The following is a 20,799-nucleotide window of genomic DNA, read 5'->3' as shown; positions in this document are numbered from 1 at the left end:
CGGAATTGCCATCGCCGCCAAAGTCCGTTAGGAAGTCGTAATGCCTCGCCTGTTCCGCCTCGCCATCGTCATGTTGCCGCTCGCGCTCGGCGCGGCGGCCGTGGGTGCGCAGGAGCCGCCGCCGCCGCGTCACAGCGCCGGCCCGGACAACAACGGTCCGCGCGAGGTCCGGGCGCGCGAATCGCTGATGCAGCGCCGTCGCGAGCCGATGCAGCGTGGGCAGGCCGCACCGGAACCGCAGGCGCGCGAAGGCCACTCGATGTCCGATGCCGTGCGTCGCGTCCAGCGCTCCACCGGCGGCCAGATCCTGGGGGCCGAACAGGTACCGTTCGAGGGTCGCAACATTACCCGGGTCAAATACATGGACGATCGCGGCCGGGTCCGTTATATGGATGATCCGGGCGCGGCTGATCGCAAGCCGCCGCGACGCGCCGATAACGGCGAGCAATAGACACTGCAGCGGCCGGCCCTGGATGCCGGTCGGGAAGTCCCCAAGAATCCGCACGAAATCGCAAGAAATCGCAACTCAGGGAGAGTGCATGCGTATCCTTCTGGTCGAAGACGAAGCTCCGCTGCGGGAAACGCTGGCCGCGCGCCTGAAGCGCGAGGGCTTTGCGGTCGACGCCGCGCAGGACGGCGAGGAAGGCCTGTACATGGGGCGTGAAGTCCCGTTCGACGTGGCCATCATCGACCTGGGCCTGCCGAAGATGTCGGGCATGGAGCTGGTCAAGGCGCTGCGCGACGAGGGCAAGAATTTCCCGGTCCTGATCCTGACCGCGCGCTCGAGCTGGCAGGACAAGGTCGAGGGCCTCAAGCAGGGCGCCGACGATTACCTGGTCAAGCCCTTCCACGTGGAGGAGCTGCTGGCGCGGCTCAACGCGCTGGTCCGCCGCGCCGCCGGCTGGAGCAAACCGGTGCTCGAGTGCGGTCCGGTCGCGCTGGACCTGGCCGCGCAGACGGTCAGCGTGTCGGGCAGCAACGTCGACCTGACCAGTTACGAGTACAAAGTGCTGGAGTACCTGATGATGCACGCCGGCGAGCTGGTCTCGAAGGCCGACCTGACCGAGCACATCTACCAGCAGGACTTCGACCGCGATTCCAACGTGCTGGAGGTCTTCATCGGCCGCCTGCGCAAGAAGCTGGATCCGGACGGCGAGTTGAAGCCGATCGAGACCGTCCGCGGTCGCGGCTATCGCTTCGCGATCGCCCGCACCGACGGCTGATCCGCGGCAGGCGGGCAAGGGACCAGGGGTGCCCGTGGAGGAGCGAAACCGGTTCGGATTCCGGCCTTGGCGGCCGCGCTCGCTCAAGGCGCGCCAGCTCACCGCCGCCAGCCTGAGCCTGGTCGCGTTCCTGATGCTGGCCGGCTTCGCCTTGGACCGCGCCTTTGCCGAAACGGCCGAGAACAACCTGCGCCAGCGGCTGAAGAGCTACGCCATGGCGTACGCGGACAACATCGACTTCGGCCGCGATGGGTCGCTGTACACGCCCGAGCTGGGTCCCGACCCGCGCTTCCACCGGCCTGGCAGCGGCCTCTATGCCGAAGTGGTGATGCCGAACGCGCACTGGGCCTCGCTGTCCGCCGAGGGACCGCTGCTGCCCGAGGTCGCCGGCCAGCTGGAGGCGCGCCAGGAGCGTTTCGACGGCCCGCTGGCGATGACCCAGATCGATGGCAGCCAGGGCGAGGTCTATCGCTACGGCATCGGCCTGGTCTGGGGCGAGCGCGGCCCCGACAACGAGTTCCCGTACACCATCTTCGTGATGGAGGACGCCCAGACCCTGGCCGCGCAGGTGCGCGTGTTCCGCGCCGCGCTGTGGGTCTACCTGGGTGGCGCCGGGCTGATCCTGCTGCTGCTGCAGGTGGTGATCCTCAACTGGAGCCTGCGCCCGCTGAAGCGCGTGATCGCCGAGCTGGTCCGCGTGCAGCGCGGCCAGCTGCAGCGCATGAGCGAGCGCCACCCGCGCGAGCTCGAGCCGCTGACCGAGAGCATCAATGCGCTGATCGACAGCGAGCGCGAGCACCTGGACCGCCAGCGCAACACGCTGGCCGACCTGGCCCACAGCCTGAAGACGCCTCTGGCGGTACTGCGTACCCAGCTCGATGCCGGCGGCGACCCGCAGGGACCGCGCGAGGCCGTGCTGCGCCACGAGGTGGACACCCAGGTCAAGCGCATGAGCGACCTGGTGTCCTACCAGCTGGCGCGGGCCGCGTCCGGCGGCCACAAGCTGTTCTCCGCGCCGGTACCGATCGAATCCAGCGCCGAGGAGATCGTGCGCGGGCTGGAGAAGGTCTACGCGACCAAGAACGTGCTCTGCGAATTCGACGTCGCCCCCGGCGTGCAGTTCTACGGCGAGGCCGGCGACCTGCAGGAGCTGCTGGGCAACCTCCTCGAGAACGCCTTCAAGTGGGCGCGGCACCGGGTGCTGCTGACTGCGCGACCGGGTGCTTCGGCGCCAAACAGGCGCGCCGGCCTGCACCTGTCGGTCGACGACGATGGCCCGGGTATCGCTCCCGACGACGTGGCCAGGGTCCTGCAGCGCGGCGTGCGTGGCGACGAGCGCGTGCAGGGGCATGGCATCGGCCTGTCGATCGTGCAGGACCTGGTCCGCGACTATCGCGGCGAACTGCACGTATCCCGCTCGCCCGAGCTGGGCGGTGCGCGCTTCGAAGTCATCCTGCCGCCGGGCCTCTGACCTCGCCAGTTGCAGGTTGCTACAGGAGCCGGGGCGGCGGCCCGTAGAAACGCCCCAGGTGCGCGGCCACCTCCGGCATCTCGTCGACCAGCAGCTGCGGTGCCGAGAAGTGGTACTCGGTGACCACGGCGAAGAACTCTTCCGGTGCCTCGGCCGCGTAGGGATCGATCGCGGTTTCATGGCCGGCGTCCACCTGCGCGCAGAACGCGTCGTACGCGCGCTGGAAATCGCGCGCCCATTCGCGCTGCCAGCGCGGTGGCAGCGGCGGCGTGCCGTCCAGTTCGCCATCGAGCACGTCGAGCTTGTGCGCCATTTCGTGCACGGCCACGCAGAAGCCCGCATCGGGCTCGGCGATGTCGGCCTGCAGGTCGGCCCAGGACAGGATCAGCGGGCCGTGGTCCCAGGCTTCGCCGACGAGTTCGTCGTCCCACTCGTGCAGCACGCCGGCGGCGTCGACGTGGCTGCGGCGCACCCGGAACGCGTCCGGATACACCAGCAGCTGCGACCAGCCGCGCAGTCCGGCCTCGCCGAATTCGAGCAGGGGCAGGCAGCACAGTGCCGCCAGCAGCATGCGCTGGGACTCGTCCAGCTGCAGCCCGGCGAGCGGGGTGATGGTCTTCTCGTGCAGGAATCGCGCTGCCAGCGCGCGCAGCCGTTCGCGGCGTTCCGGTTCGAGTGCCGCGACCCATGGCAGGCGCGCGCAGGCGTCCTGCCAGTGCGTGTCGTCGAGTGTCGGGGGGCGTGGCCGCAGCCAGCGCGACAGCGCTCTGATCAGCGGAACATGCCCGGCAGGAAGCTGTGCCAGCGATTGCCACGTCCGCGCGGCACGACGGCGTCGCCATCGCCACCACCGCCACCGGTCGCGGCCGGCTTGGGCGTGCTGCGCGCGGCGGGTGGGATGGCTGGGCGCGCCTGCGGTGCATCGGCCTCGGCCACCGTCGCCGTTACCGCCGGGCGCGCGTAGACGCAGGCCCCGTTCTTGGGCGCGGTTTCGGACTCGGATGAGGCCGCCGCCCAGCACAGCGCCGGGACGGCGAGCAGCAGCAGCGGGAGCAGGCGGCGCATCGGCGGACCCATCGACCGGGGGCGGGAAGGCCCGACTATAGCGCGCCGGCGGGCCGTGGGCATGTGCCCGGCCCGCCACGGCAGGCGATAATCCGGGCGGTTGACTGGCCGGTCGGTCGGGGAGTTCACGTGGACGATCGCGAGCTGCTGCTCCGGCTGGGTGCCGGCGGGATATCCGGCGATGCGCTGGCGCGCGAAGCCGGGGTGACCCGCGCCGCCATCTGGAAGCGGATCCAGGCGCTGCGGGCCGCCGGCGTGGGCATCGAGGCGCGCCCCGGGCACGGCTATGCCCTGGCCCAGGCCCCGGACCTGCTGGACGCGGCCGCCCTGCGCGCAGCCCTGCCGGCGACGGTGGCGGCCGCGGTCGGATCGCTGGAGGTGGCCTGGAGCCTGGATTCGACCAACAGCGAGCTGTTGCGCCGGCCACCGGCGGCCGCCACCGCGGTATTGCTGGCGGAGCGGCAGACGGCCGGCCGCGGGCGCCTGGGACGGCGCTGGAGTTCACCGCTGGGTGCGCAGGTATGCCTGTCGGTGCGGCGCGGCTTCGAGGGCGGACTGGCGCGGCTGGGCGGCTTGAGCCTGGTGGCCGGCGTGGCGGTGGCCGAGGCGCTGCGTGCGCAGGGATTCCCCCAGGTCGGGCTGAAGTGGCCGAATGACCTGGTCGTCGGCGAACGCAAGTTGGCCGGCCTGCTGGTCGAGGGCGGCGGCGAACATGCCGGGCCGGTGCAGGCTGTGATCGGCATCGGCATCAACGTGCGCCTGCCGGAGGCGGCAGGCGCGACGATCGACCAGCCCTGGACCGACCTCGCACGACTGGCCGGCGACGCCGGCGTTCCTTCACGGACCGCGTTGGCCGCGGCGGTGCTCGCCGCGCTGCTGCCGGCGCTGGACGCGTTCGACCGTGACGGCCTCGCGCCGTTCCTGCCACGCTACGCCGCACTCGATGCCCTGGCCGGCCGGCAGGTGAGGGTGCTGGCAGGGCCTGGCGCGATCGACGGCGTTGCCGCCGGACTGGCGGCGGATGGCGGCCTGCGCGTGCGCGCCGCCACGGGTGAAGAACGGATTTTCCATGCCGGCGAAGTGAGCGTGAGGCCGCAATGAGCGACTGGCTGTTCGACCTGGGCAATTCGCGTTTCAAGGCCGCGTCGTGGCGCAGCGATGGTGGCATCGGTGAAGTGCTGGCCTGGCCGCACGGTGCCGATGCGCTCGTGGCCGGCGATGCCAGCCATGGGCCGCTGCCTCGCGGTCGCCGTGCCTGGCTGGCCAGCGTCGCCGCGCCGGCGCTGACCACGCAGGTCCTGGCGCTGCTGCGCGAACGCTTCGAGCAGGTGCATGTGGCCCACACCCTGGCCGAATGCGCCGGCGTGCGGGTCGCCTATGCGCAGCCGGCGCGGCTGGGCGTGGACCGCTTCCTGGCCCTGCTCGGTGCACACGCCGGCGGAGGTGACGTGCTGGTGGCGGGCGTGGGCACCGCGCTGACCATCGACCTGCTCGATGTCGATGGACGCCATCACGGCGGGCGTATCGCGGCCTCGCCCACGGTCATGCGCCAGGCGCTGCACCAGCGCGCCGTGCAGCTGCCGGCCGCCGGCGGGCATTACCGCGAGTTCGCCGACGACACCGACGATGCACTGGCCTCCGGCTGCGATGGGGCGGCCGTGGCCCTGGTCGAGCGCTCGCTGCAGCAGGCGGCCGGATTACTGGGCAGGATCCCGGCCCTGCTGTTGCACGGCGGTGGTGCCGAGCCGCTGCTGCGCCTCCTGCCACAGGCCGCCCTGCGTCCGGCGCTGGTGCTCGAAGGGCTGGCGGCCTGGGCGCGCGAGCGCCACGCTGCCGATGCACCCGTTCGTGGCTGAACAGGCTCGGCTAGAATCGCCTCCCATGCTCGCACGCGCCCTGATCGTCGTCCTCGTCGCGCTCAACCTCGGGGTTGCGGCGTGGTGGCTGCTGCAGCCGGCGCCACCGGCACCACCGCCGCTGGTGTCGGACAAGGGAGGCGCGGAGCTGCGCTTGCTGCCCGCGCCGGCCGACATGGCCCAGGACGTACCTGCCAACGCTGTCGCCGCTGCCGAGCCGGTTGCCGTCGCGTCGCCGGAAAACTGCCTGCGCGTGGGGCCGTTCAATGACCGGGGTGCTGCCGAGGTCGCGCAGGCGGGCCTGGGCGTGCTGCTGCGCGACTCGGCGATCCATGAGGAACCAGGCGACGCCGCCGGCTATCGGGTCGTGCTTCCGCCCGCGCCGGACCGCGCCCAGGCGCAGGCGATGGCCGAGCGTGTTGCCGCTGCGGGTTTCGAGGATTTCTTCGTGCTCAACCAGGGTGCCGAAGCCAATGGCATCGCGCTGGGCGCCTACCGCGGGCGTGAAACCGCGCAGCGTCGCGCCGATGCGCTGCGCGCAGCCGGTTTCCCCGCCGAGCTCCGGGCGCAGGGTGCGTCGGGCGCGTCGCGCTGGTGGCTCGATGGCAGCAGTCCGGATGTCGTCGCGGTGCGTACCACCTTCCCGGCCGCGCAGGAGCGCGACTGCGCGCCGCAGCCGTAGCACCGGCTGCGCTAGAATCCACCGCGCATCGCCGCCTTAGCTCAGCTGGTAGAGCAACCGCCTTGTAAGCGGTAGGTCATCCGTTCGATTCGGATAGGCGGCACCATCCGCACAGCGCGCATCGTCACTTCCTCGCCTGTTCGCGGCGCATGGCCGACCCATCACCACGCGAATCGCTGCATTGCGGCGGGTCTGCACGTGCATCCATGGCTAGACTGCAGTCCATCGAACCGCACAGGCCTGCCCATGGCTCGCAGCTTTCCCCCTGTTTCACTGATCGGCGTTCCCACCGACATCGGCGCCGGCCATCGCGGCGCCTCGCTGGGGCCGGAAGCCCTGCGCATCGCCGGCATCGCCGAGGCACTGGCCGGACGCGGCGTCGAGGTGCGCGACTGCGGCAACCTGGCCGGCCCGGCCAATCCGTGGCAGCCACCGGAGGAGGGTTACCGCCATCTCGAGCAGGTGGTGGCATGGAACGGCGCGCTGATGGAGGCCAGCCTGCGCGAACTGCGGGCCGGGCGCATGCCGGTGATGCTGGGCGGCGACCATTGCCTGGCGATCGGTTCAATCACCGCCGTGGCCAGGCATTGCCGCGAAACCGGCAAGAAACTTCGCGTGCTGTGGCTTGATGCCCATGCCGACTTCAACACCAGTGCGGTGACCCCGTCGGGCAACGTGCATGGCATGCCGGTCGCGTGCCTGTGCGGGCTCGGCCCGGAGGCGTTGACCCGGCTCGGCGGCGATGCACCGGTGCTGCAGCCGCAGCAGGTCCGCCAGATCGGGATCCGGTCCGTGGACCCGGAGGAGAAGCGCCTGGTCAAGCAGCACCGGCTGGATATCTACGACATGCGCTACATCGACGAAGTCGGCATGAAGCGGGTGATGGCGCAGGCGCTGGACGGCATCGACGCCGATACCCACCTGCACGTCAGCTTCGACGTGGACTTCCTCGATCCGGGCATCGCCCCGGGCGTGGGCACCACCGTGCCCGGCGGGCCGAACTACCGCGAGGCGCAACTGGTGATGGAGATGATCGCCGACACCGGGCGGATGGGGTCGCTGGATATCGTCGAACTCAACCCCGTGCTCGACGACCACAACCTCACCGCAGAACTTGCGGTGGACCTGGTGGAAAGCCTGTTCGGCAAATCGACCCTGATGCGTGACTGAACATGTCCCGGCGCATTCACGCCGGTTCCACGGCGGGGTCGCCAGATTGACGCCCAACCCGCACCGGAGTGCGGTCAACCGTCACGAGGACCCGACATGAAGCGAATCATCGCACTGACCCTGCTTAGCCTGTTCTCCGTTTCCATGCTGTCGGCCTGCAACACCGTGTCCGGCGCAGGCAAGGACATCGAGGCGGCCGGCGACAAGATCGACGACAAGGCGCAGGACTGCAAGGATGGCAAGTGCTGATCCTGCTGCCAGTGCTGCAGGGAAGAGGCCGGGTTTCCCGGCCTCTTTTTTTCGGGTGATCGCTACGCCTGTTCGTTTTTCCTGGACAACGCTACGCGTGCTCCCGCGGCGCGCGCGCCAGGACCCATGAGTCGCAGCGCACCGGTCACGGCGCATGAACCGGAGATTCAGCCGCCTAACTTCGTGTTGACGTGCACTGGACCCGCGGCGAACGCGGTGGACGCCACACTGGCTGCACGTTTCGCCATCAGCGAGGCGCTCTTTCCCAACGCAGGAGCAGGATATGAATCGCGACATCATCGGCGGCAACTGGAAGCAGCTGAAGGGCCAGATCCAGGCCAAGTGGGGTGACCTGACCGACGACGTTTTCGACGTTGCGGAGGGCAATGCCCAGTACCTCAGTGGCAAGCTGCAGGAACGTTACGGTTGGGAGAAGGATCGCGCCGAGAAGGAAGTGCGCGAGTTCGAGAGCTCCCTGGATGATCGCTATCGCCATTAAGGGCGCGTAGTCCCTGCCGTGCCTCACATGCACGACAGGGGGCAGTTGCACGAACGGCGGCGGACAGGATCTGCCGCCGTTCGCATCTGGGCAACCGCGCATGCGGTCATCGCGGGTCGGGTACGAAGTCGCCTGGAAACGCCCGGGGCCGGTCGCTTGCGTAGGGGTGCTGTGGGTAATGCGGCCGGACATCGATGCCCCGCGCCAGCAATGCCCCCGGCGTGTCGTAGCGCAATTCGCTGACCTGCACTGGAGCGGCATGGCGCCTGAAGCTCGCGTAGTACGCCCGCGAGCCCTCGATCTCGCCGTGCCCGGTTCCTAGGCTGGCCTGCGGGTAGGGAATTGGCATGGCCCGGGAACTGCCTTCGCTGCGGGCATTTTCGCCCGCGGATGCCGGGGCAGTGCCCGAGGAGGTGGAGGCTCGGGCCTTGCCGGATGCGGCGTCCGTGTCCTGCGCTTCGCGGGCGATGCCTGCCGACGGGGCGGGGTCGGAGAGTCTCTCGCGAAACACGGCGATCCCGATCACGCCGAGATTGGACGGGCGCCCGGTGCGCGCGGCGTAACTGGCGGCCGGGTCGACGAAGACGAACTGCGCGACCGCATCCAGCGACTTGCGCCAGCCTGCGACTTCCAGGTCCTGCCAGGGGCCGAGCACGTAGCCGGCCTGGTGGACGCCGGCGGTGCGGCCGTCCACCGCATTGATGCCATCCACCGACAGCACCGCGAGCACGCGCGCGCTGCTGCGGTTGCGCAGGCGGACGGCATAGGCCTGGCCCGGTTCGCCGGGTACCCATGACTGTCCGCGATGGGGGTATCGCGGCAGCACCTGCCCGCCATCGCGATCGACGATCTCCAGTTCGACCGGTGACTTGGAGCGCCACAACTGGCCGGCTTCCGCACGGGGAAGGCCAGCCAGCAGCAGCAAAAGCAGCAATGCGAGCATGGGCGCGCGCCGGTGGATCGAGGTGCGCTGGAGTGTTTTCGTCGGCGTGGAGGGGGTCATCACGGCAGTCCTGTGCGAGGGTGGCGTAGAGAACGCCCGACCAGGCGGCATGGGGTCCGGGCGGGCAAGCCGGGTCCCGGCAAGGAACACGCCCACCGGACCGCCATGCCGCACAAGGTAGAATCAGGCGGTCTTTCCCGCTGTGTCCGACATGACCGTCCGAGTCCTCACCGGCATCACCACCACCGGTACCCCGCACCTGGGCAACTACGCCGGCGCGATCCGTCCGGCCATCGCCGCCAGTCGCGCCCCGGGCGTGGAAAGCTTCTTCTTCCTCGCCGACTACCACGCGCTGATCAAGGCCGATGATCCGCAGCGCGTGGCGCGCTCAAGGCTGGAGATCGCCGCGACCTGGCTGGCCTGCGGCCTGGACCCGCAGAAGGTGACCTTCTACCGGCAGTCGGACATCGTCGAGATCCCGCAGCTGACCTGGCTGCTGACCTGCGTGGCGGCCAAGGGCCTGCTCAACCGTGCGCACGCCTACAAGGCGGCCGTCGACAAGAACACCGCCGCCGGCGAAGACCCGGATGCCGGCATCAACGCCGGTCTGTACATGTATCCGGTACTGATGGCCGCCGACATCCTGGCCTTCGGCGCACACAAGGTGCCGGTGGGCCGCGACCAGATCCAGCACATCGAGATGGCGCGCGACATCGGCCAGCGCTTCAACCACCTCTACGGCGATGCCTGGCGCACGGCGACCGGCGCCAGTGGCGAGCCGCTGGTGCTGCCGGAGGTCCAGATCGACGAAAGCGTGGCCACGCTGCCCGGCCTGGACGGGCGCAAGATGTCCAAGAGCTACGACAACACCATCCCGCTGTTCGCGCCGCCGGCCGAACTGAAGAAGCTGGTGATGTCGATCGTCACCGACTCGCGTGCGCCGGGCGAGCCGAAGGACACCGAGGGTTCGGCCCTGTTCCAGCTCTACCAGGCCTTCGCCACCCCGCACCAGGCCGAGGAAATGCGCCATGCCTTCGCCGACGGGATCGGCTGGGGCGACGCCAAGCAGCGCCTGTTCGCGCAGGTCGACGAAGCGGTGGCGCCGATGCGCGAGCAGTACGCGCAGCTGATCGCCAAGCCGGCGCAGCTGGAGGAGATCCTGCAGGAAGGCGCACACAAGGCGCGCGACGTCACCGTGCCGCTGCTGGACGGGCTGCAGCGCGCGGTCGGGCTGGGAACGTTCACCGTGGCCAAGGCCGCGACTGATCGAACCCGCGTCGCCGCCGCGAAGCTGCCGCAGATCAAGCAGTACCGCGAAGTCGACGGGCGTTTCCATTTCAAGCTGGTCGACGGCGATGGCCGCGTGCTGCTGCAGGGCGACGGTCACCAGTCGCCGCGCGAGGCCGGGCAGGTGATCGCGCGGCTCAAGCGCGAGGGCCTGGACGCATTGCACGAGATGGAACAGCACACGGTCGGTCTGCTCGGCGAGAAGATCGGTACGCTTGGCGAGGACCTGGCCGGCGTGGACGAGGTCCTCCAGGCGCTGCGCCAGCTGGTCGAGGCCGAAGCGTGAAGGAGCGAACCTGATGGCCTGGTTGTCGCTGCTGCTGTTCCTGCCCTGGTTCGCGCTGCTCGGTGCGCTCTACTGGTTCTATCCGCGGCAACCGCGGCCTTTCGCGCGCCGCGCGTTCGATGCGCTGGTGCTGGTGCTTGCGCTGGCGCTGAGCATCGCCGGCATGCTCTGGGGCTATGCCGAAGGCGTGGCCGACACCGGGAGCGGCCCGATCTGGCGCCAGGTGCTGGCCGTGCTCTATGCCTACGGCGCGTTCCTGGCGGTGCTGTCGCTGGCCATCCCGCTGCGCATGCGGCTGATGGTTCGCTGGCGCGCACGCAGCGCGTGATCGCGTAGCCGCGGATCGTGCGCGACAAGCCGCGCGCGAATGGCCTTCACCCCTACGACCAAAGCCGGATCGCCGCGCCGCACCCGCCTGACTAACATGGGTGGGCGACAGGAGATGCGGGAAAGGAAAGGGCGACACATGCCGGAACATGGCATCCACACCATCGATACAGGGTACGTGCGGCCTCGCTTCGATGCGGCCTACCTGGTGGTGGAGCAGGGACGCGCGGCGTTCATCGACTGCGGCACCAACCACACCATTCCGGTCCTGCTCGATGCGCTGGCGCAGGCGGGCCTGGCGGCGGCGGACGTCGACTGGCTGATCCTGACCCACGCCCACCTGGACCATGCCGGTGGCGCGGGCACGCTGATGCGGCACCTGCCCCATGCGCGCCTGGTCGCGCATCCGCGCGCCGCGCCGCACATGGTCGATCCGGCCCGGCTGGTCGCCGGCGCGACCGCGGTCTACGGCGAGGCCGAGTTCGCGCGCCACTACGGCGAACTGGTGCCGGTGCCGGCTGAGCGCGTCGTCGTGGCCGCGGACGGACACGTCGTCGAGCTCGCCGGCCGGCCGCTGCGCTGCATCGACACCCCCGGCCACGCGCGCCACCACCTGTGCGTCTGGGACGCGCGCAGCCGCAGCTGGTTCACCGGCGACACCTTCGGCCTGTCCTACCGTGAGCTCGACAGCGCGCGCGGTCCGTTCATCCTGCCGACCTCCTCCCCGGTGCAGTTCGAGCCGGAGGCGATGCAGGGCTCGATCGCGCGGATGCTCGCCGAATCGCCCCGCGCGATGTACCTGACCCACTTCGGGCGGGTGGAGGAGGTGGAGCGGCTGGCCGCCGAGCTGCACGAGCAGATCGATGCGATGGTCTCGCTGGCGCAGGCCTGCGACGGACGCCCCGAGCGCCATCGCGCCCTCGTCGCGGCCCTGGCCGGGTACTACCTTGAACGGGCCCAGGCGCACGGCTGCACGCTGGATGACGCCTCGGTGCTGGGCCTGCTCGGCATGGACATCGAACTCAACGCGCAGGGACTGGAAGTCTGGCTGGAGCGCGCGCGGCTGTCGTAGGCGCGGGCGACCGCGACCCCATCCATTGGCACGGGCGACCCCCGCATGCTTCCGGCGCCCGTGCCGCGGTCATGCCCGCTCCTGCACAAGTGGGGGGGCACGGCGCGCGCCGCGTCAGTTCCAGCGGTTGGCGTGCGGTCCGAACGGCTTGCGCTGCTGGCGCACCACGCAGAAGCGATGGCCGCTGGGCGCTTCCATCACCCACCAGGTGTGGACGAAGGCGACCTTCTTCGCGCCCAGCGCGACCAGGCGATCGGCCTCGGCGTCGACGTCGTCGGTCTCGATGTCCAGGTGCACGCGCGAATCGTGCTCGACCTTCTGCAGCAGGATCTGCGGCTCGCCGGCCGCGGTTTCCAGTTCGGCGTACCTGCCGTCGCCGTCCTGGTCCAGGCTGGCCACCGGTTTGCCCAGGGCCTTGCTCCAGAACTCGGTGGCTTCCGCGAGGTCGGCGACCTTGCAGTCCAGGACCAGGTTGCTCAGGCGGCTGCGGTGCGGCATGGGCGTGCTCCATCGAGGGGAGCCGCCAAGATACGCGCCGTCGTCGCAGGGTGCGCGACGACGGCGCGCGGGGCGCTACTGCGGCAGCGCCATGTCGTCCAGCAGCGCCTTGAGGAAGCGCGCGGCCTCGCCGCCGGTGGCGGCGCGATGGTCGAAGGTCAGCGAGATCGGCAGGCGGCGGTGCACCTCGATGCCGCCGATCACCGCAACCACGTCGTGGCTGAGCTTGCCGGCACCGATGATCGCCACGCACGGCGGCACCACCACCGGGGTGGCGTAGCGGCCGGCGAACATGCCGAAGTTGGACAGCGAGATGGTGTAGCCCGACAGCTCGCTGGCCGGAAGGCTGCGTTCCTCGACCTGCGCGCGCAAGCGGTTGATGCCTTCGCGCACGCCGCGCGCGTCGAGCATGTCGGCATTGCGCAGCGCCGGCACGAACAGGCCGTCGTCCGTATCCACGGCAATGCCCACGTCCACGTGCGGATGGCGGGTGACGGTGAGCGCGTCGCCGTCGAACCAGGCGTTGAGCGCCGGTACGGTCCTGCACGCGACGGTGATCGCGCGGACCAGGCGCACGGTGATGTCCTGCTTGCCGATCCAGCCGTGCAGGTCGGCGTCGTCGACCAGCGTGGTCGGCACGACCTTGCTGTGCGCGTCGGCCATCACCCGGGCCATGTTGCGGCGCACGCCCTTGAGCTGCTCGGGCTGGCCGCTGGCGGTTGCGGATTCGGCGCCCGGCGGCCGGGTCCGCATGGGCTTGCCCGCTGCCGACATCGGCGTGCGTTGTGCCGGCGGCTGTGGCGCGGCGGCGGCGGAGGGTGCGGCCGCTGGGCGCGGCGCCGTGCCCACGGCGGCCGTCCCGCTGGCGGCGGCCTGCTTCACGTCGGCGAGGCTGACGGTGCCGTCGGGACCGCTGGCGCGCACGCGGGCCAGGTCCACGCCGAGCTTCCTGGCCAGCGCACGCACGGCGGGCATCGCTTTCACTCCGCCCACGGAAATCGCCTGTTCGGCATGCACCGCATCGGAACTCTGCATCGCGCCGACCACCGTGCCTGCATCGCCGCCGCGAGCTTCCGAGGGTGCAGGCTGCGCCGGCAGTTCGTCGCCGTCATCGCTGGCCACGACCTTTGCCGGTGCGGCGTGGCCGCCACCGTGGTGGTGGCCGGTGTCCTGGCCTTCGGCGCGCTGCGGCAACGAGGCGTCGGGCTCGAACATGGCCAGCATGGCGCCGGTGACGATGACGTCGCCCGCGGCGCCGGCCAGCTTCAGCACCTTGCCCGATACCGGCGAGGGCACCTCGACCACCGCCTTGGCGGTCTCCATCGAGACCAGTGGTTCGTCCAGACGGATGGTGTCGCCTTCCTTCACGAACCACTCGACGATGGTCGCGTCCGGCAGGCCTTCGCCCAGGTCGGGAAGGTGGAAAGTCTTGCTCTCGCTCATGCGGATGTTCCTGGCAGGTCTTGGCGGGCACGACGGCGTGCGTCGTGCCGGGAATAGGTGGAAGGCGGCGCCGCGGTCTAGGCGCGGCGCCCTTGCCTCAGCCGTGCGCGGCGGCGCGCCTGGCTGCGCTGACGATACGCTCCACGCTCGGCAGGTACTTCATCTCCAGCCGGAACAGCGGGATATGCGTGTCGTAGCCGGTAACGCGCTCGACCGGGGCGAGCAGGTCGTACATCGAGTGCTCGGCCAGGCGCGCGGCGATCTCGGCGCCGAAGCCCGCGGTGCGCGGGGCTTCCTGCACGATCACGCAGCGACCGGTGCGCGATACCGACTCGGCGATCGTGTCGAAGTCGAGCGGGCGCAGGGTGGCCACGTCGATGACCTCGGCGCTGATGCCTTCCTTCGCCAGCGCGTCGGCCGCTTCCAGCGCTTCCTTCACCTGCGCGCCCCACGCGACCAGGGTCACGTCGGTGCCTTCGCGCAGCACGAAGCACACGTCCAGGGGCAGCGCCTCGCCGTCGTTGGCGACCACTTCCTTGTACTGGCGATAGAGCCGCTTGGGCTCCATGTAGATGACCGGGTCTTCTTCGCGGATCGCCGCCAGCAGCAGGCCGTAGGCGCGCTGCGGCGAAGACGGCATGACCACGCGCAGGCCCGGCACGTTGGTGAAGATCGCCTCGTTGGCCTCGCTGTGGTGCTCGGGCGCACGGATCCCGCCGCCCCACGGCACGCGCAGCACCATCGGGCAGTGCAGGCGGCCGCGGGTGCGGTTGCGCAGGCGCGCGGCATGGCAGATGAGATGGTCGACCATCGGGTAGACGAAGCCGTCGAACTGCGCTTCGGCGACCGGCCTCATGCCCTGCGCGGCCAGGCCGACCGACAGGCCCGCGATCGTGGTCTCGTCCAGCGGGGTGTCGAGCACGCGCTGCGCACCGAAACGCTGCTGCAGGCCGGCGGTGGCGCGGAACACGCCGCCGTTGATGCCCACGTCCTCGCCCAGCACCAGCACCGACGGGTCGTGTTCGAGCTCCCAGGCCAGGGCCTGGGTGATGGCTTCGATGAGCGTGATCGGGGTCGCGGTCATCGGCTGTCCTCCGCTGATGGCGGCATGGTGGGCGGCGGCATCGCCCGCCGAACGGGCGGGATTGGCGGCATTGCTGCGGATGTCATCCATGGCGATGCTCCTGCGGACGCTGTTCCATGGCGATGACGGCCGCGCGCTGGGCCAGCAGCTCGGGCGGTGGATCGGCATAGAGGTAGTCGAACATCGCCTCCACCGGCTGCACCGGCGTGGCCAGGTACGCGTCCACCTCGATGTTGACCAGGCGCTCGCATTCTTCCTTCCACGACGCTTCCTCTGCTTCGCTCCAGGCGCCCTGCGCGGTCAGCCAGGTACGCAGGCGGGTCATCGGCTCGCGTTCCCACGCGGCCTTGACCTCGGCGTCGTCGCGGTAGCGGCGCGCGTCGTCGGCGGTTGTGTGGTCGGACAGGCGATAGGTCATGAATTCGATCACGCTGCCGCCCTGGCCCGAACGCGCACGCTCGCTGGCGATGCGCATCGCCTCGAGCACGGCGACCAGGTCGTTGCCGTCCACCTGCAGGCAGAACAGGCCACCGGCCAGGCCCTTCTGTGCCAGGGTCTGCGCACCGGTCTGGGCCGAGCGCGGGACCGAGATCGCCCAGCCGTTGTTGACCACGCCCAGGATCAGCGGCAGCTCGTAGGCGCCGGCGGAGTTGAGCGCGGCATAGAAGTCGGTCTTGGAGGTGCCGCCGTCGCCGCAGGTGGCCACGGCCAGGTGCGGTTCGCCGCGCATCTTGAACGCCAGCGCCGCGCCGGCCGCATGCAGGCACTGGGTGGAGATCGGCACGCAGAACGGGAAGTCGTGGCGGGCGGCGCCTTCCTGGAAGTCGTTGCCGCGCTCGTCGCCGCCCCAGTACAGCAGCACTTCGCGCGGACGCACGCCGCGCATGAACAGCACGCCGTATTCGCGGTAGCTGGGCGCGTACACGTCGCCCTCGGCCATGGCCGCGCCGATGCCCACGTGGGTGGCCTCGTGGCCCAGGCACGGCGCGTAGGTGCCCAGCTTGCCGGTGCGCTGCAGGGCGATGGCCTTGGTATCGAAGGCGCGCACGTACAGCATCTGCTTGAACAGGGGCAGCAGCACGGCCGGATCGCGCAGGGCAGGCGGGAACTCGCGGACCGGCTGGCCGTCCGCGCCAAGGTATTGCAGGTAATCGATCTGGAAGCTTGCTGCGAGGGTCATGGGCGTGCGCCAGCGAGGCTGGATTGCGATACGGGAAAGTTGCACATGGTACGGAAGCGTCCCTGAAAACCCGCCGTGCAGCGCAACAACGCTTGTATTCCACGGACTTGCACCGGCCCGTTCAGCTGGCCCGCTTGCATGACAGCGGTGGCCAGATCCGGCCTGCAACGCCGTGGGTTACCCTTTCCGCCCCTGTGCGCCACTGCCGCCGATGACCCTCGACAAGAACCAGCGTCCGCTCGAACCGGGCATCCACACCGACCTGCAGGGCCGGATGACCTATGCCGGCTACCTGCACCTGGACCGCCTTCTCTCGGCCCAGCAGCCGTTGTCCAACCCGGCGCACCACGACGAGATGCTGTTCATCGTCCAGCACCAGGTCTCGGAGCTGTGGCTGAAGCTGCTCATGCACGAACTGCAGGCGGCCCGCGAGTTCCTCAAGGACGACCAGGTCTGGCAGTGCCGCAAGGTGCTGGCCCGCAGCAAGCAGGTGCTGCGCCAGCTGACCGAGCAGTGGTCGGTACTGGAGACGCTGACTCCGTCCGAATACATGGGCTTCCGCCACCTGCTGGGCCCGTCCTCGGGCTTCCAGTCGCTGCAGTACCGGGCGGTGGAGTTCCTGCTGGGCAACAAGAACGCCGGCATGGTCCGGGTCTTCGCCCATGACCCGGAGGGCCAGGCGGCCCTGGGCGCCGAGCTGCAGCTGCCGAGCCTGTATGAGGAGTTCCTGCGCTACCTGACCCGCTTCGGCCACGCGGTACCGGCGGCCTATCTCGATGCGGGCCGCGACTGGTCCGCCGCCCACGTCACCGACCCGGCGCTGCTGCCGGTGTTCGAGCGCATCTACGAGGACACCGACCGCTACTGGCGCGAGTACTCGCTGTGCGAGGACATGGTCGACCTGGAGACCCAGTTCCAGCTCTGGCGCTTCCGGCACATGCGCACGGTGATGCGGATCATCGGTTTCAAGCGCGGGACCGGCGGCTCCAGCGGCGTAGGCTTCCTGCGCGAGGCGCTGGAGCTGACGTTCTTCCCGGAGCTGTTCGAGGTCCGGACCAGCATCGGTCCGGGCTGAGCCGGGCGGGAGGGCCGCCCCCGGGGCCCGCAAGCCGCTGCGCCGGCGTCCCTGCGGGGGCCTCCCGGAGCATGCCGGGAAAGTTCGTTGCGCCTGCAAGTGGCCGCCGGCCAAGGGGAAAGTGCACTTTTGCGGGGATGCGGCCCGGTGCGTTCGCATTGACGCCCGGCGCCGTCCTCGGTGATTCTCGGCCCACTCCGCGGGGCGACGCCCCTGTGTATCCCATTCAGTAAGCAAGGAATTCCATGAGCGCCGACGTCGTCGAGCCCAAGGTCGCAGCCCCGCCGCCGCAGCCGCCCGTTCCCCCGGATTTCAGCCAGATCCTCGGCCATCCCAAGCCGCTGTGGATGCTGTTCATGACCGAATTCTGGGAGCGCTTCGCCTTCTACGGCATGCGCTGGGCCCTGGCCCTGTACATCGTCGCCCAGTTCTACGGCGGCGACAGCACCGGCGAGGCGCCGGCCAGCAAGCTGTACGGCGCGTACCTGGCCCTGGTGTACGCGGCCGCGCTGTTCGGCGGATATGTCGCCGACCGGATCATTGGCTACCAGCGCTCGATCCTGCTCGGCGCGGCGATCATGGCCGCCGGCCTGTTCATGATCATGTTGCCCAACGAACAGGTCTTCAAGCTGGGCCTGGCCACCGTCATCGTCGGCAACGGCCTGTTCAAGCCGAACATCTCCACGATGGTCGGCAAGCTCTACTCGACCGGCGACGAGCGGCGGGATTCGGGCTTCACCCTGTTCTACATGGGCATCAACCTGGGCGCGATGATCGCGCCGTGGCTGACCGGCCTGCTTGCCGAACGGGTCATGGGCGGAACATCGGAAATGCCCACCTACAAGGTGGTGTTCCTGGTGTCGGGCATCGGCATGCTGATCAGCCTGGTCTGGTTCTGGTTCGGTCGCCGCCAGCTCAAGGGCATCGGCGAGCCGATCGCCGGCGCCGAAAGCGGTTTCCGGGTGCTGGTCACCGCGATCTGCGCGCTCGCCTCCATTCCGCTGATCTACTTCCTGCTGTCGATCGGCGCAGGCGCGCTGCAGTGGATCCTGACCGCGCTGTTCGTCGCGCTGTGCGTGCTGATCCTGCGCGAAGGGTTCCGCGACGGCCCGGTCAGGCGCGACATGGCCATCGCCATGCTGATCATCTTCGTGTTCAACGTCCTGTTCTGGTGTTTCTTCGAGCAGGCCGGCAGCTCGTTCAACTTCCTCGCGCAGAACATCGTCAACCGTGATTTCAGCGGCTGGATCTTCCCGGTCGGCTGGTTCCAGTCGGTCAACTCGCTGGCGATCATCACGCTGGCGCCGGTGCTGGCCTGGCTGTGGGTCAGGCTGAGCAAGGTCGAGCCCAACCTCGGGGCGATGCGCCTGGTGCGCGTGCTGGTGGGCGTCGTCGCCACCGTGTTCTCGGTGCTGGCGATGTACCGCCTGAGCGGGCTGGGCGTCATGCCGGGCTGGGCGTTCTTCGTGATCGCCGCGCTGATCGTCGTGCTGGGCCTGTGGGCGACCCGGATCGACCTGGGCAACACGGCCGGGTCGCTCAATCCGTCGATCCCGCGCAAGTTCGGCTTCGGCATCATCTTCAACGGCGTCGCGTTCCTGCTGTTGATGGTCGCCCTGTCGAGCATGGTCGATCCGCAGACGCTGAAGATCCCGTTCTGGACGCTGTTCATGGTCTACGTCATCCAGTCGGTGGGCGAGCTGTGCCTGTCGCCGATCGGCCTGTCGATGGTGACCAAGCTCGCGCCGGTGCGCCTGGTCGGTTTCGGCATGGGCGGCTGGTTCCTGTCCACGGCGATCGGCAACAACCTGTCGGGCATCTTCGCCAGCCATGTGAGCGGCGAGACCGGCATGACGGTGGAATCGGCCTTCGCCGGCTACACCATCGGGTTCTGGATCCTGATGGGCAGCGGCCTGCTGCTGTTCCTGATCGCGCCGCTCATCCAGAAGCTGATGCACGGGGTCAAGTGAGGATGGCCGATCGCGGTCGTCCGCCGGTCATGGTGCTGCCCCTGCTCCTGGTCGCAATGCTCCTGTCCGCCTGTGGCGGGCAGGAGGCGCCGCCGCCGTCGGGACCGCCGCTGCCGGTGGACACCACGCCACAGAAGCCGGTCGTGGCCGACACCAGCGAGCGGGTCGCTTCGGGCAACACGCCCGCGGCGGCCGACATCGCCGCGATCGCGGCACTCGGCGCGTCGTTCGATCCCAACCGCAGCGCCGCCAACGACCTGGAAACGGCCAAGGTCGAAGCCAAGCGCGGCAGCAAGCGCATCGTGCTGGAACTGGGCGATGCGGCCTGCGGCGAATGCGCGGCGCTGGACCAGCGCATCGAAGGCGAGACGCCCTTGCGGCACCTGCGCGACGCGGGCTTCGTCTGGGTGAAGATCGACCGCAGCGCGCCGGGGAACGCGCCGTTCCTGGCCGCTTATCCGGGCAGCACGGAAGCACCGGCGCCGCACCTGCTGGTGCTCGATGCCGATGCGCAGGTGCTGCACGCGCAGTCGGGGCACGAGCTGTTGCGCAAGGGCAAGCCGGATCGTCGCCGGAGCCGCGAGTTCCGGGAGCAGTGGGCGCCGCCGCCGGCAGCGCCCTGAAATTCCCCGCCGGTCACGCCGGACCGAGGGCAAGGACAACCCGGTGGCATCGAGGAAGCGGGCGCATGGCAATGCGCCCGCCTTCGGCGGCCCGGTGGGTGAGGGCTACGCGGCTCAGCCGCCGTCGCGCAACGCGATCAGGCCCGGGCCGGCGAGCTTGACCAGCAACCGGTCGAGCATGGCCCGTTCCTCCTCGTCGAGCGTGGCGATCAGCCGCTGCTCGCAGCCCAGTGCCATCGGCGCGATCTCGTCGTACACGGTGTAACCGACCTCCGACAGCGCCAGCACGGAACGGCGGCGATCGTCGCTGTGGATCTCGCGTTTGATCAGGCTGCGCTCGAGCAGGCGCGCGACGGCGCGGCTGACGGCGACCTTGTCCATCGCGGTGCGGTCGGCGACCTCGTTGGCGGACAGGTCGGGGAAGCGGCCCAGGACCGCCATCACCCGCCATTCGGTGATCGCCAGCCCGAACCGCTTCTGGTAGATGTCGGCGATGGTCTGGCTGACCCGGTTGGAGAGCACGCTGAGGCGATAGGGCAGGAAGTTTTCCAGCTCGAGCTGGGCGTGGCGGGCGGCATCCGCGGAAGGCGCGGTGCCGGAGGCTTCAGGAGCGTTCGGAACTGACATTGCGGCAGGGCACCTTGCTAGTGGTTGCAGAAGTAACTATAAAAGGGGATTCGATCAGACCGCTCCCCGACGGGGTGTTCAGGAAGCCATCATGAGCGCGCATTCGCAAGTCCTCTCCGCCACATCGACCCCAAACGCCGGCGTCGCCGCGAGCCAGTTCGACAACCCG

At 69.7% G+C, this 20,799-nt stretch carries 22 protein-coding genes, 1 tRNA gene and 2 pseudogenes; 17 read left to right on the top strand and 8 right to left on the bottom strand.

What is annotated here, in order from left to right; all coding sequences use genetic code 11:
* Nucleotides 1-40: 40 nt before the first annotated feature.
* From CSC65_RS16340 to CSC65_RS03025, 3 genes are all read left to right on the top strand, one after another.
* Complete coding sequence (locus CSC65_RS16340) at nt 41-451, top strand: hypothetical protein (protein WP_425501296.1); 411 nt, start codon at nt 41-43, stop codon at nt 449-451.
* 88 nt (nt 452-539) lie between these two features.
* Entirely contained in the window at nt 540-1,223 is a 684-nt protein-coding gene (locus CSC65_RS03030; protein ID WP_162408490.1) for a response regulator transcription factor, read from the top strand.
* 34 nt (nt 1,224-1,257) lie between these two features.
* Nucleotides 1,258-2,694, top strand: a complete 1,437-nt coding sequence (locus CSC65_RS03025; RefSeq protein WP_162408489.1) for an ATP-binding protein — start codon at nt 1,258-1,260, stop codon at nt 2,692-2,694.
* A 19-nt stretch (nt 2,695-2,713) separates the two neighbouring features.
* On the opposite strand, the gene CSC65_RS03020 is transcribed toward CSC65_RS03025, so the two are convergent.
* On the bottom strand, nt 2,714-3,499 hold the full coding sequence (locus CSC65_RS03020) for a M90 family metallopeptidase (RefSeq protein ID WP_162408549.1): 786 nt from the start codon (nt 3,497-3,499) through the stop codon (nt 2,714-2,716).
* A complete protein-coding gene (locus CSC65_RS03015; RefSeq protein ID WP_162408488.1) occupies nt 3,466-3,759 on the bottom strand; it encodes a hypothetical protein in 294 nt (97 codons plus the stop codon). Before CSC65_RS03015 ends, CSC65_RS03020 begins: the two co-directional genes overlap by 34 nt.
* Nucleotides 3,760-3,888: 129 nt before the next feature.
* Between CSC65_RS03015 and birA the strand changes: the two genes are divergently transcribed.
* From birA to CSC65_RS02980, 7 genes are all read left to right on the top strand, one after another.
* Nucleotides 3,889-4,860, top strand: a complete 972-nt coding sequence (gene birA, locus CSC65_RS03010) for a bifunctional biotin--[acetyl-CoA-carboxylase] ligase/biotin operon repressor BirA (RefSeq protein WP_162408487.1) — start codon at nt 3,889-3,891, stop codon at nt 4,858-4,860.
* Nucleotides 4,857-5,615 carry a type III pantothenate kinase gene (locus CSC65_RS03005; RefSeq protein WP_162408486.1) on the top strand — a complete coding sequence of 253 codons (759 nt, stop codon included), beginning with the start codon at nt 4,857-4,859 and terminating at the stop codon, nt 5,613-5,615. Before birA ends, CSC65_RS03005 begins: the two co-directional genes overlap by 4 nt.
* Nucleotides 5,616-5,640: 25 nt before the next feature.
* Nucleotides 5,641-6,297: an SPOR domain-containing protein gene (locus CSC65_RS03000; RefSeq protein WP_238390253.1), complete on the top strand. Its 657-nt coding sequence runs from the start codon at nt 5,641-5,643 to the stop codon at nt 6,295-6,297.
* A gap of 30 nt (nt 6,298-6,327) precedes the next feature.
* A tRNA-Thr gene (locus tag CSC65_RS02995) sits at nt 6,328-6,403 on the top strand.
* A 140-nt stretch (nt 6,404-6,543) separates the two neighbouring features.
* On the top strand, nt 6,544-7,467 hold the full coding sequence (gene rocF, locus CSC65_RS02990) for an arginase (protein WP_162408485.1): 924 nt from the start codon (nt 6,544-6,546) through the stop codon (nt 7,465-7,467).
* Between the two features lie 96 nt (nt 7,468-7,563).
* Entirely contained in the window at nt 7,564-7,716 is a 153-nt protein-coding gene (locus tag CSC65_RS02985) for an entericidin A/B family lipoprotein (protein ID WP_162408484.1), read from the top strand.
* A 283-nt stretch (nt 7,717-7,999) separates the two neighbouring features.
* Nucleotides 8,000-8,215, top strand: a complete 216-nt coding sequence (locus CSC65_RS02980) for a CsbD family protein (protein ID WP_162408483.1) — start codon at nt 8,000-8,002, stop codon at nt 8,213-8,215.
* Nucleotides 8,216-8,321: 106 nt separating this feature from the next.
* Here the strand turns inward: CSC65_RS02980 and CSC65_RS02975 are convergent, their stop codons facing one another.
* Nucleotides 8,322-9,218, bottom strand: coding sequence for a hypothetical protein (locus tag CSC65_RS02975; protein WP_238390252.1), 897 nt, complete (start codon nt 9,216-9,218; stop codon nt 8,322-8,324).
* 151 nt (nt 9,219-9,369) lie between these two features.
* On the opposite strand from CSC65_RS02975, the gene CSC65_RS02970 reads away from it, so the two are divergent.
* The 3 genes from CSC65_RS02970 (at nt 9,370) to CSC65_RS02960 (ending at nt 12,130) form a co-directional block, all read left to right on the top strand.
* A complete protein-coding gene (locus tag CSC65_RS02970) occupies nt 9,370-10,731 on the top strand; it encodes a tryptophan--tRNA ligase (RefSeq protein WP_162408482.1) in 1,362 nt (453 codons plus the stop codon).
* Between the two features lie 13 nt (nt 10,732-10,744).
* Nucleotides 10,745-11,059 carry a hypothetical protein gene (locus CSC65_RS02965; protein WP_162408481.1) on the top strand — a complete coding sequence of 105 codons (315 nt, stop codon included), beginning with the start codon at nt 10,745-10,747 and terminating at the stop codon, nt 11,057-11,059.
* A 138-nt stretch (nt 11,060-11,197) separates the two neighbouring features.
* On the top strand, nt 11,198-12,130 hold the full coding sequence (locus CSC65_RS02960) for an MBL fold metallo-hydrolase (RefSeq protein ID WP_162408480.1): 933 nt from the start codon (nt 11,198-11,200) through the stop codon (nt 12,128-12,130).
* A 114-nt stretch (nt 12,131-12,244) separates the two neighbouring features.
* On the opposite strand, the gene CSC65_RS02955 is transcribed toward CSC65_RS02960, so the two are convergent.
* From CSC65_RS02955 to pdhA, 4 genes are all read right to left on the bottom strand, one after another.
* Nucleotides 12,245-12,628 carry a VOC family protein gene (locus CSC65_RS02955; protein ID WP_162408479.1) on the bottom strand — a complete coding sequence of 128 codons (384 nt, stop codon included), beginning with the start codon at nt 12,626-12,628 and terminating at the stop codon, nt 12,245-12,247.
* Nucleotides 12,629-12,703: 75 nt separating this feature from the next.
* Nucleotides 12,704-14,071 carry a dihydrolipoamide acetyltransferase family protein gene (locus CSC65_RS02950; RefSeq protein WP_162408478.1) on the bottom strand — a complete coding sequence of 456 codons (1,368 nt, stop codon included), beginning with the start codon at nt 14,069-14,071 and terminating at the stop codon, nt 12,704-12,706.
* A 97-nt stretch (nt 14,072-14,168) separates the two neighbouring features.
* A complete protein-coding gene (locus tag CSC65_RS02945) occupies nt 14,169-15,155 on the bottom strand; it encodes an alpha-ketoacid dehydrogenase subunit beta (RefSeq protein ID WP_425501301.1) in 987 nt (328 codons plus the stop codon).
* An 82-nt stretch (nt 15,156-15,237) separates the two neighbouring features.
* Nucleotides 15,238-16,335, bottom strand: a complete 1,098-nt coding sequence (pdhA, locus tag CSC65_RS02940) for a pyruvate dehydrogenase (acetyl-transferring) E1 component subunit alpha (RefSeq protein WP_162408476.1) — start codon at nt 16,333-16,335, stop codon at nt 15,238-15,240.
* A 211-nt stretch (nt 16,336-16,546) separates the two neighbouring features.
* On the opposite strand from pdhA, the gene CSC65_RS02935 reads away from it, so the two are divergent.
* The 4 genes and pseudogenes from CSC65_RS02935 to CSC65_RS02925 all read left to right on the top strand — a co-directional run bounded on the left by CSC65_RS02935 (nt 16,547) and on the right by CSC65_RS02925 (nt 20,003).
* A complete protein-coding gene (locus tag CSC65_RS02935) occupies nt 16,547-17,410 on the top strand; it encodes a tryptophan 2,3-dioxygenase (protein WP_162408475.1) in 864 nt (287 codons plus the stop codon).
* A 245-nt stretch (nt 17,411-17,655) separates the two neighbouring features.
* Nucleotides 17,656-18,894 (top strand): annotated as a pseudogene (locus CSC65_RS02930) (peptide MFS transporter); the annotation flags it as partial.
* A gap of 45 nt (nt 18,895-18,939) precedes the next feature.
* Nucleotides 18,940-19,380, top strand: a pseudogene (locus CSC65_RS16335) (POT-type proton-dependent oligopeptide transporter); the annotation flags it as partial.
* Nucleotides 19,381-19,382: 2 nt separating this feature from the next.
* Nucleotides 19,383-20,003 (top strand): thioredoxin family protein, encoded by a 621-nt coding sequence (locus CSC65_RS02925; protein ID WP_238390251.1) that lies wholly within the window; start codon nt 19,383-19,385, stop codon nt 20,001-20,003.
* Nucleotides 20,004-20,117: 114 nt separating this feature from the next.
* On the opposite strand, the gene CSC65_RS02920 is transcribed toward CSC65_RS02925, so the two are convergent.
* On the bottom strand, nt 20,118-20,630 hold the full coding sequence (locus tag CSC65_RS02920) for a MarR family winged helix-turn-helix transcriptional regulator (protein WP_162408473.1): 513 nt from the start codon (nt 20,628-20,630) through the stop codon (nt 20,118-20,120).
* Between the last annotated feature and the right edge of the window lie 169 nt (nt 20,631-20,799).

Origin of the sequence: Pseudoxanthomonas daejeonensis (assembly GCF_010093205.1) — a bacterium.
Lineage (GTDB): Bacteria > Pseudomonadota > Gammaproteobacteria > Xanthomonadales > Xanthomonadaceae > Pseudoxanthomonas > Pseudoxanthomonas daejeonensis.
This window is presented reverse-complemented; position numbering and strand designations above follow the sequence as displayed.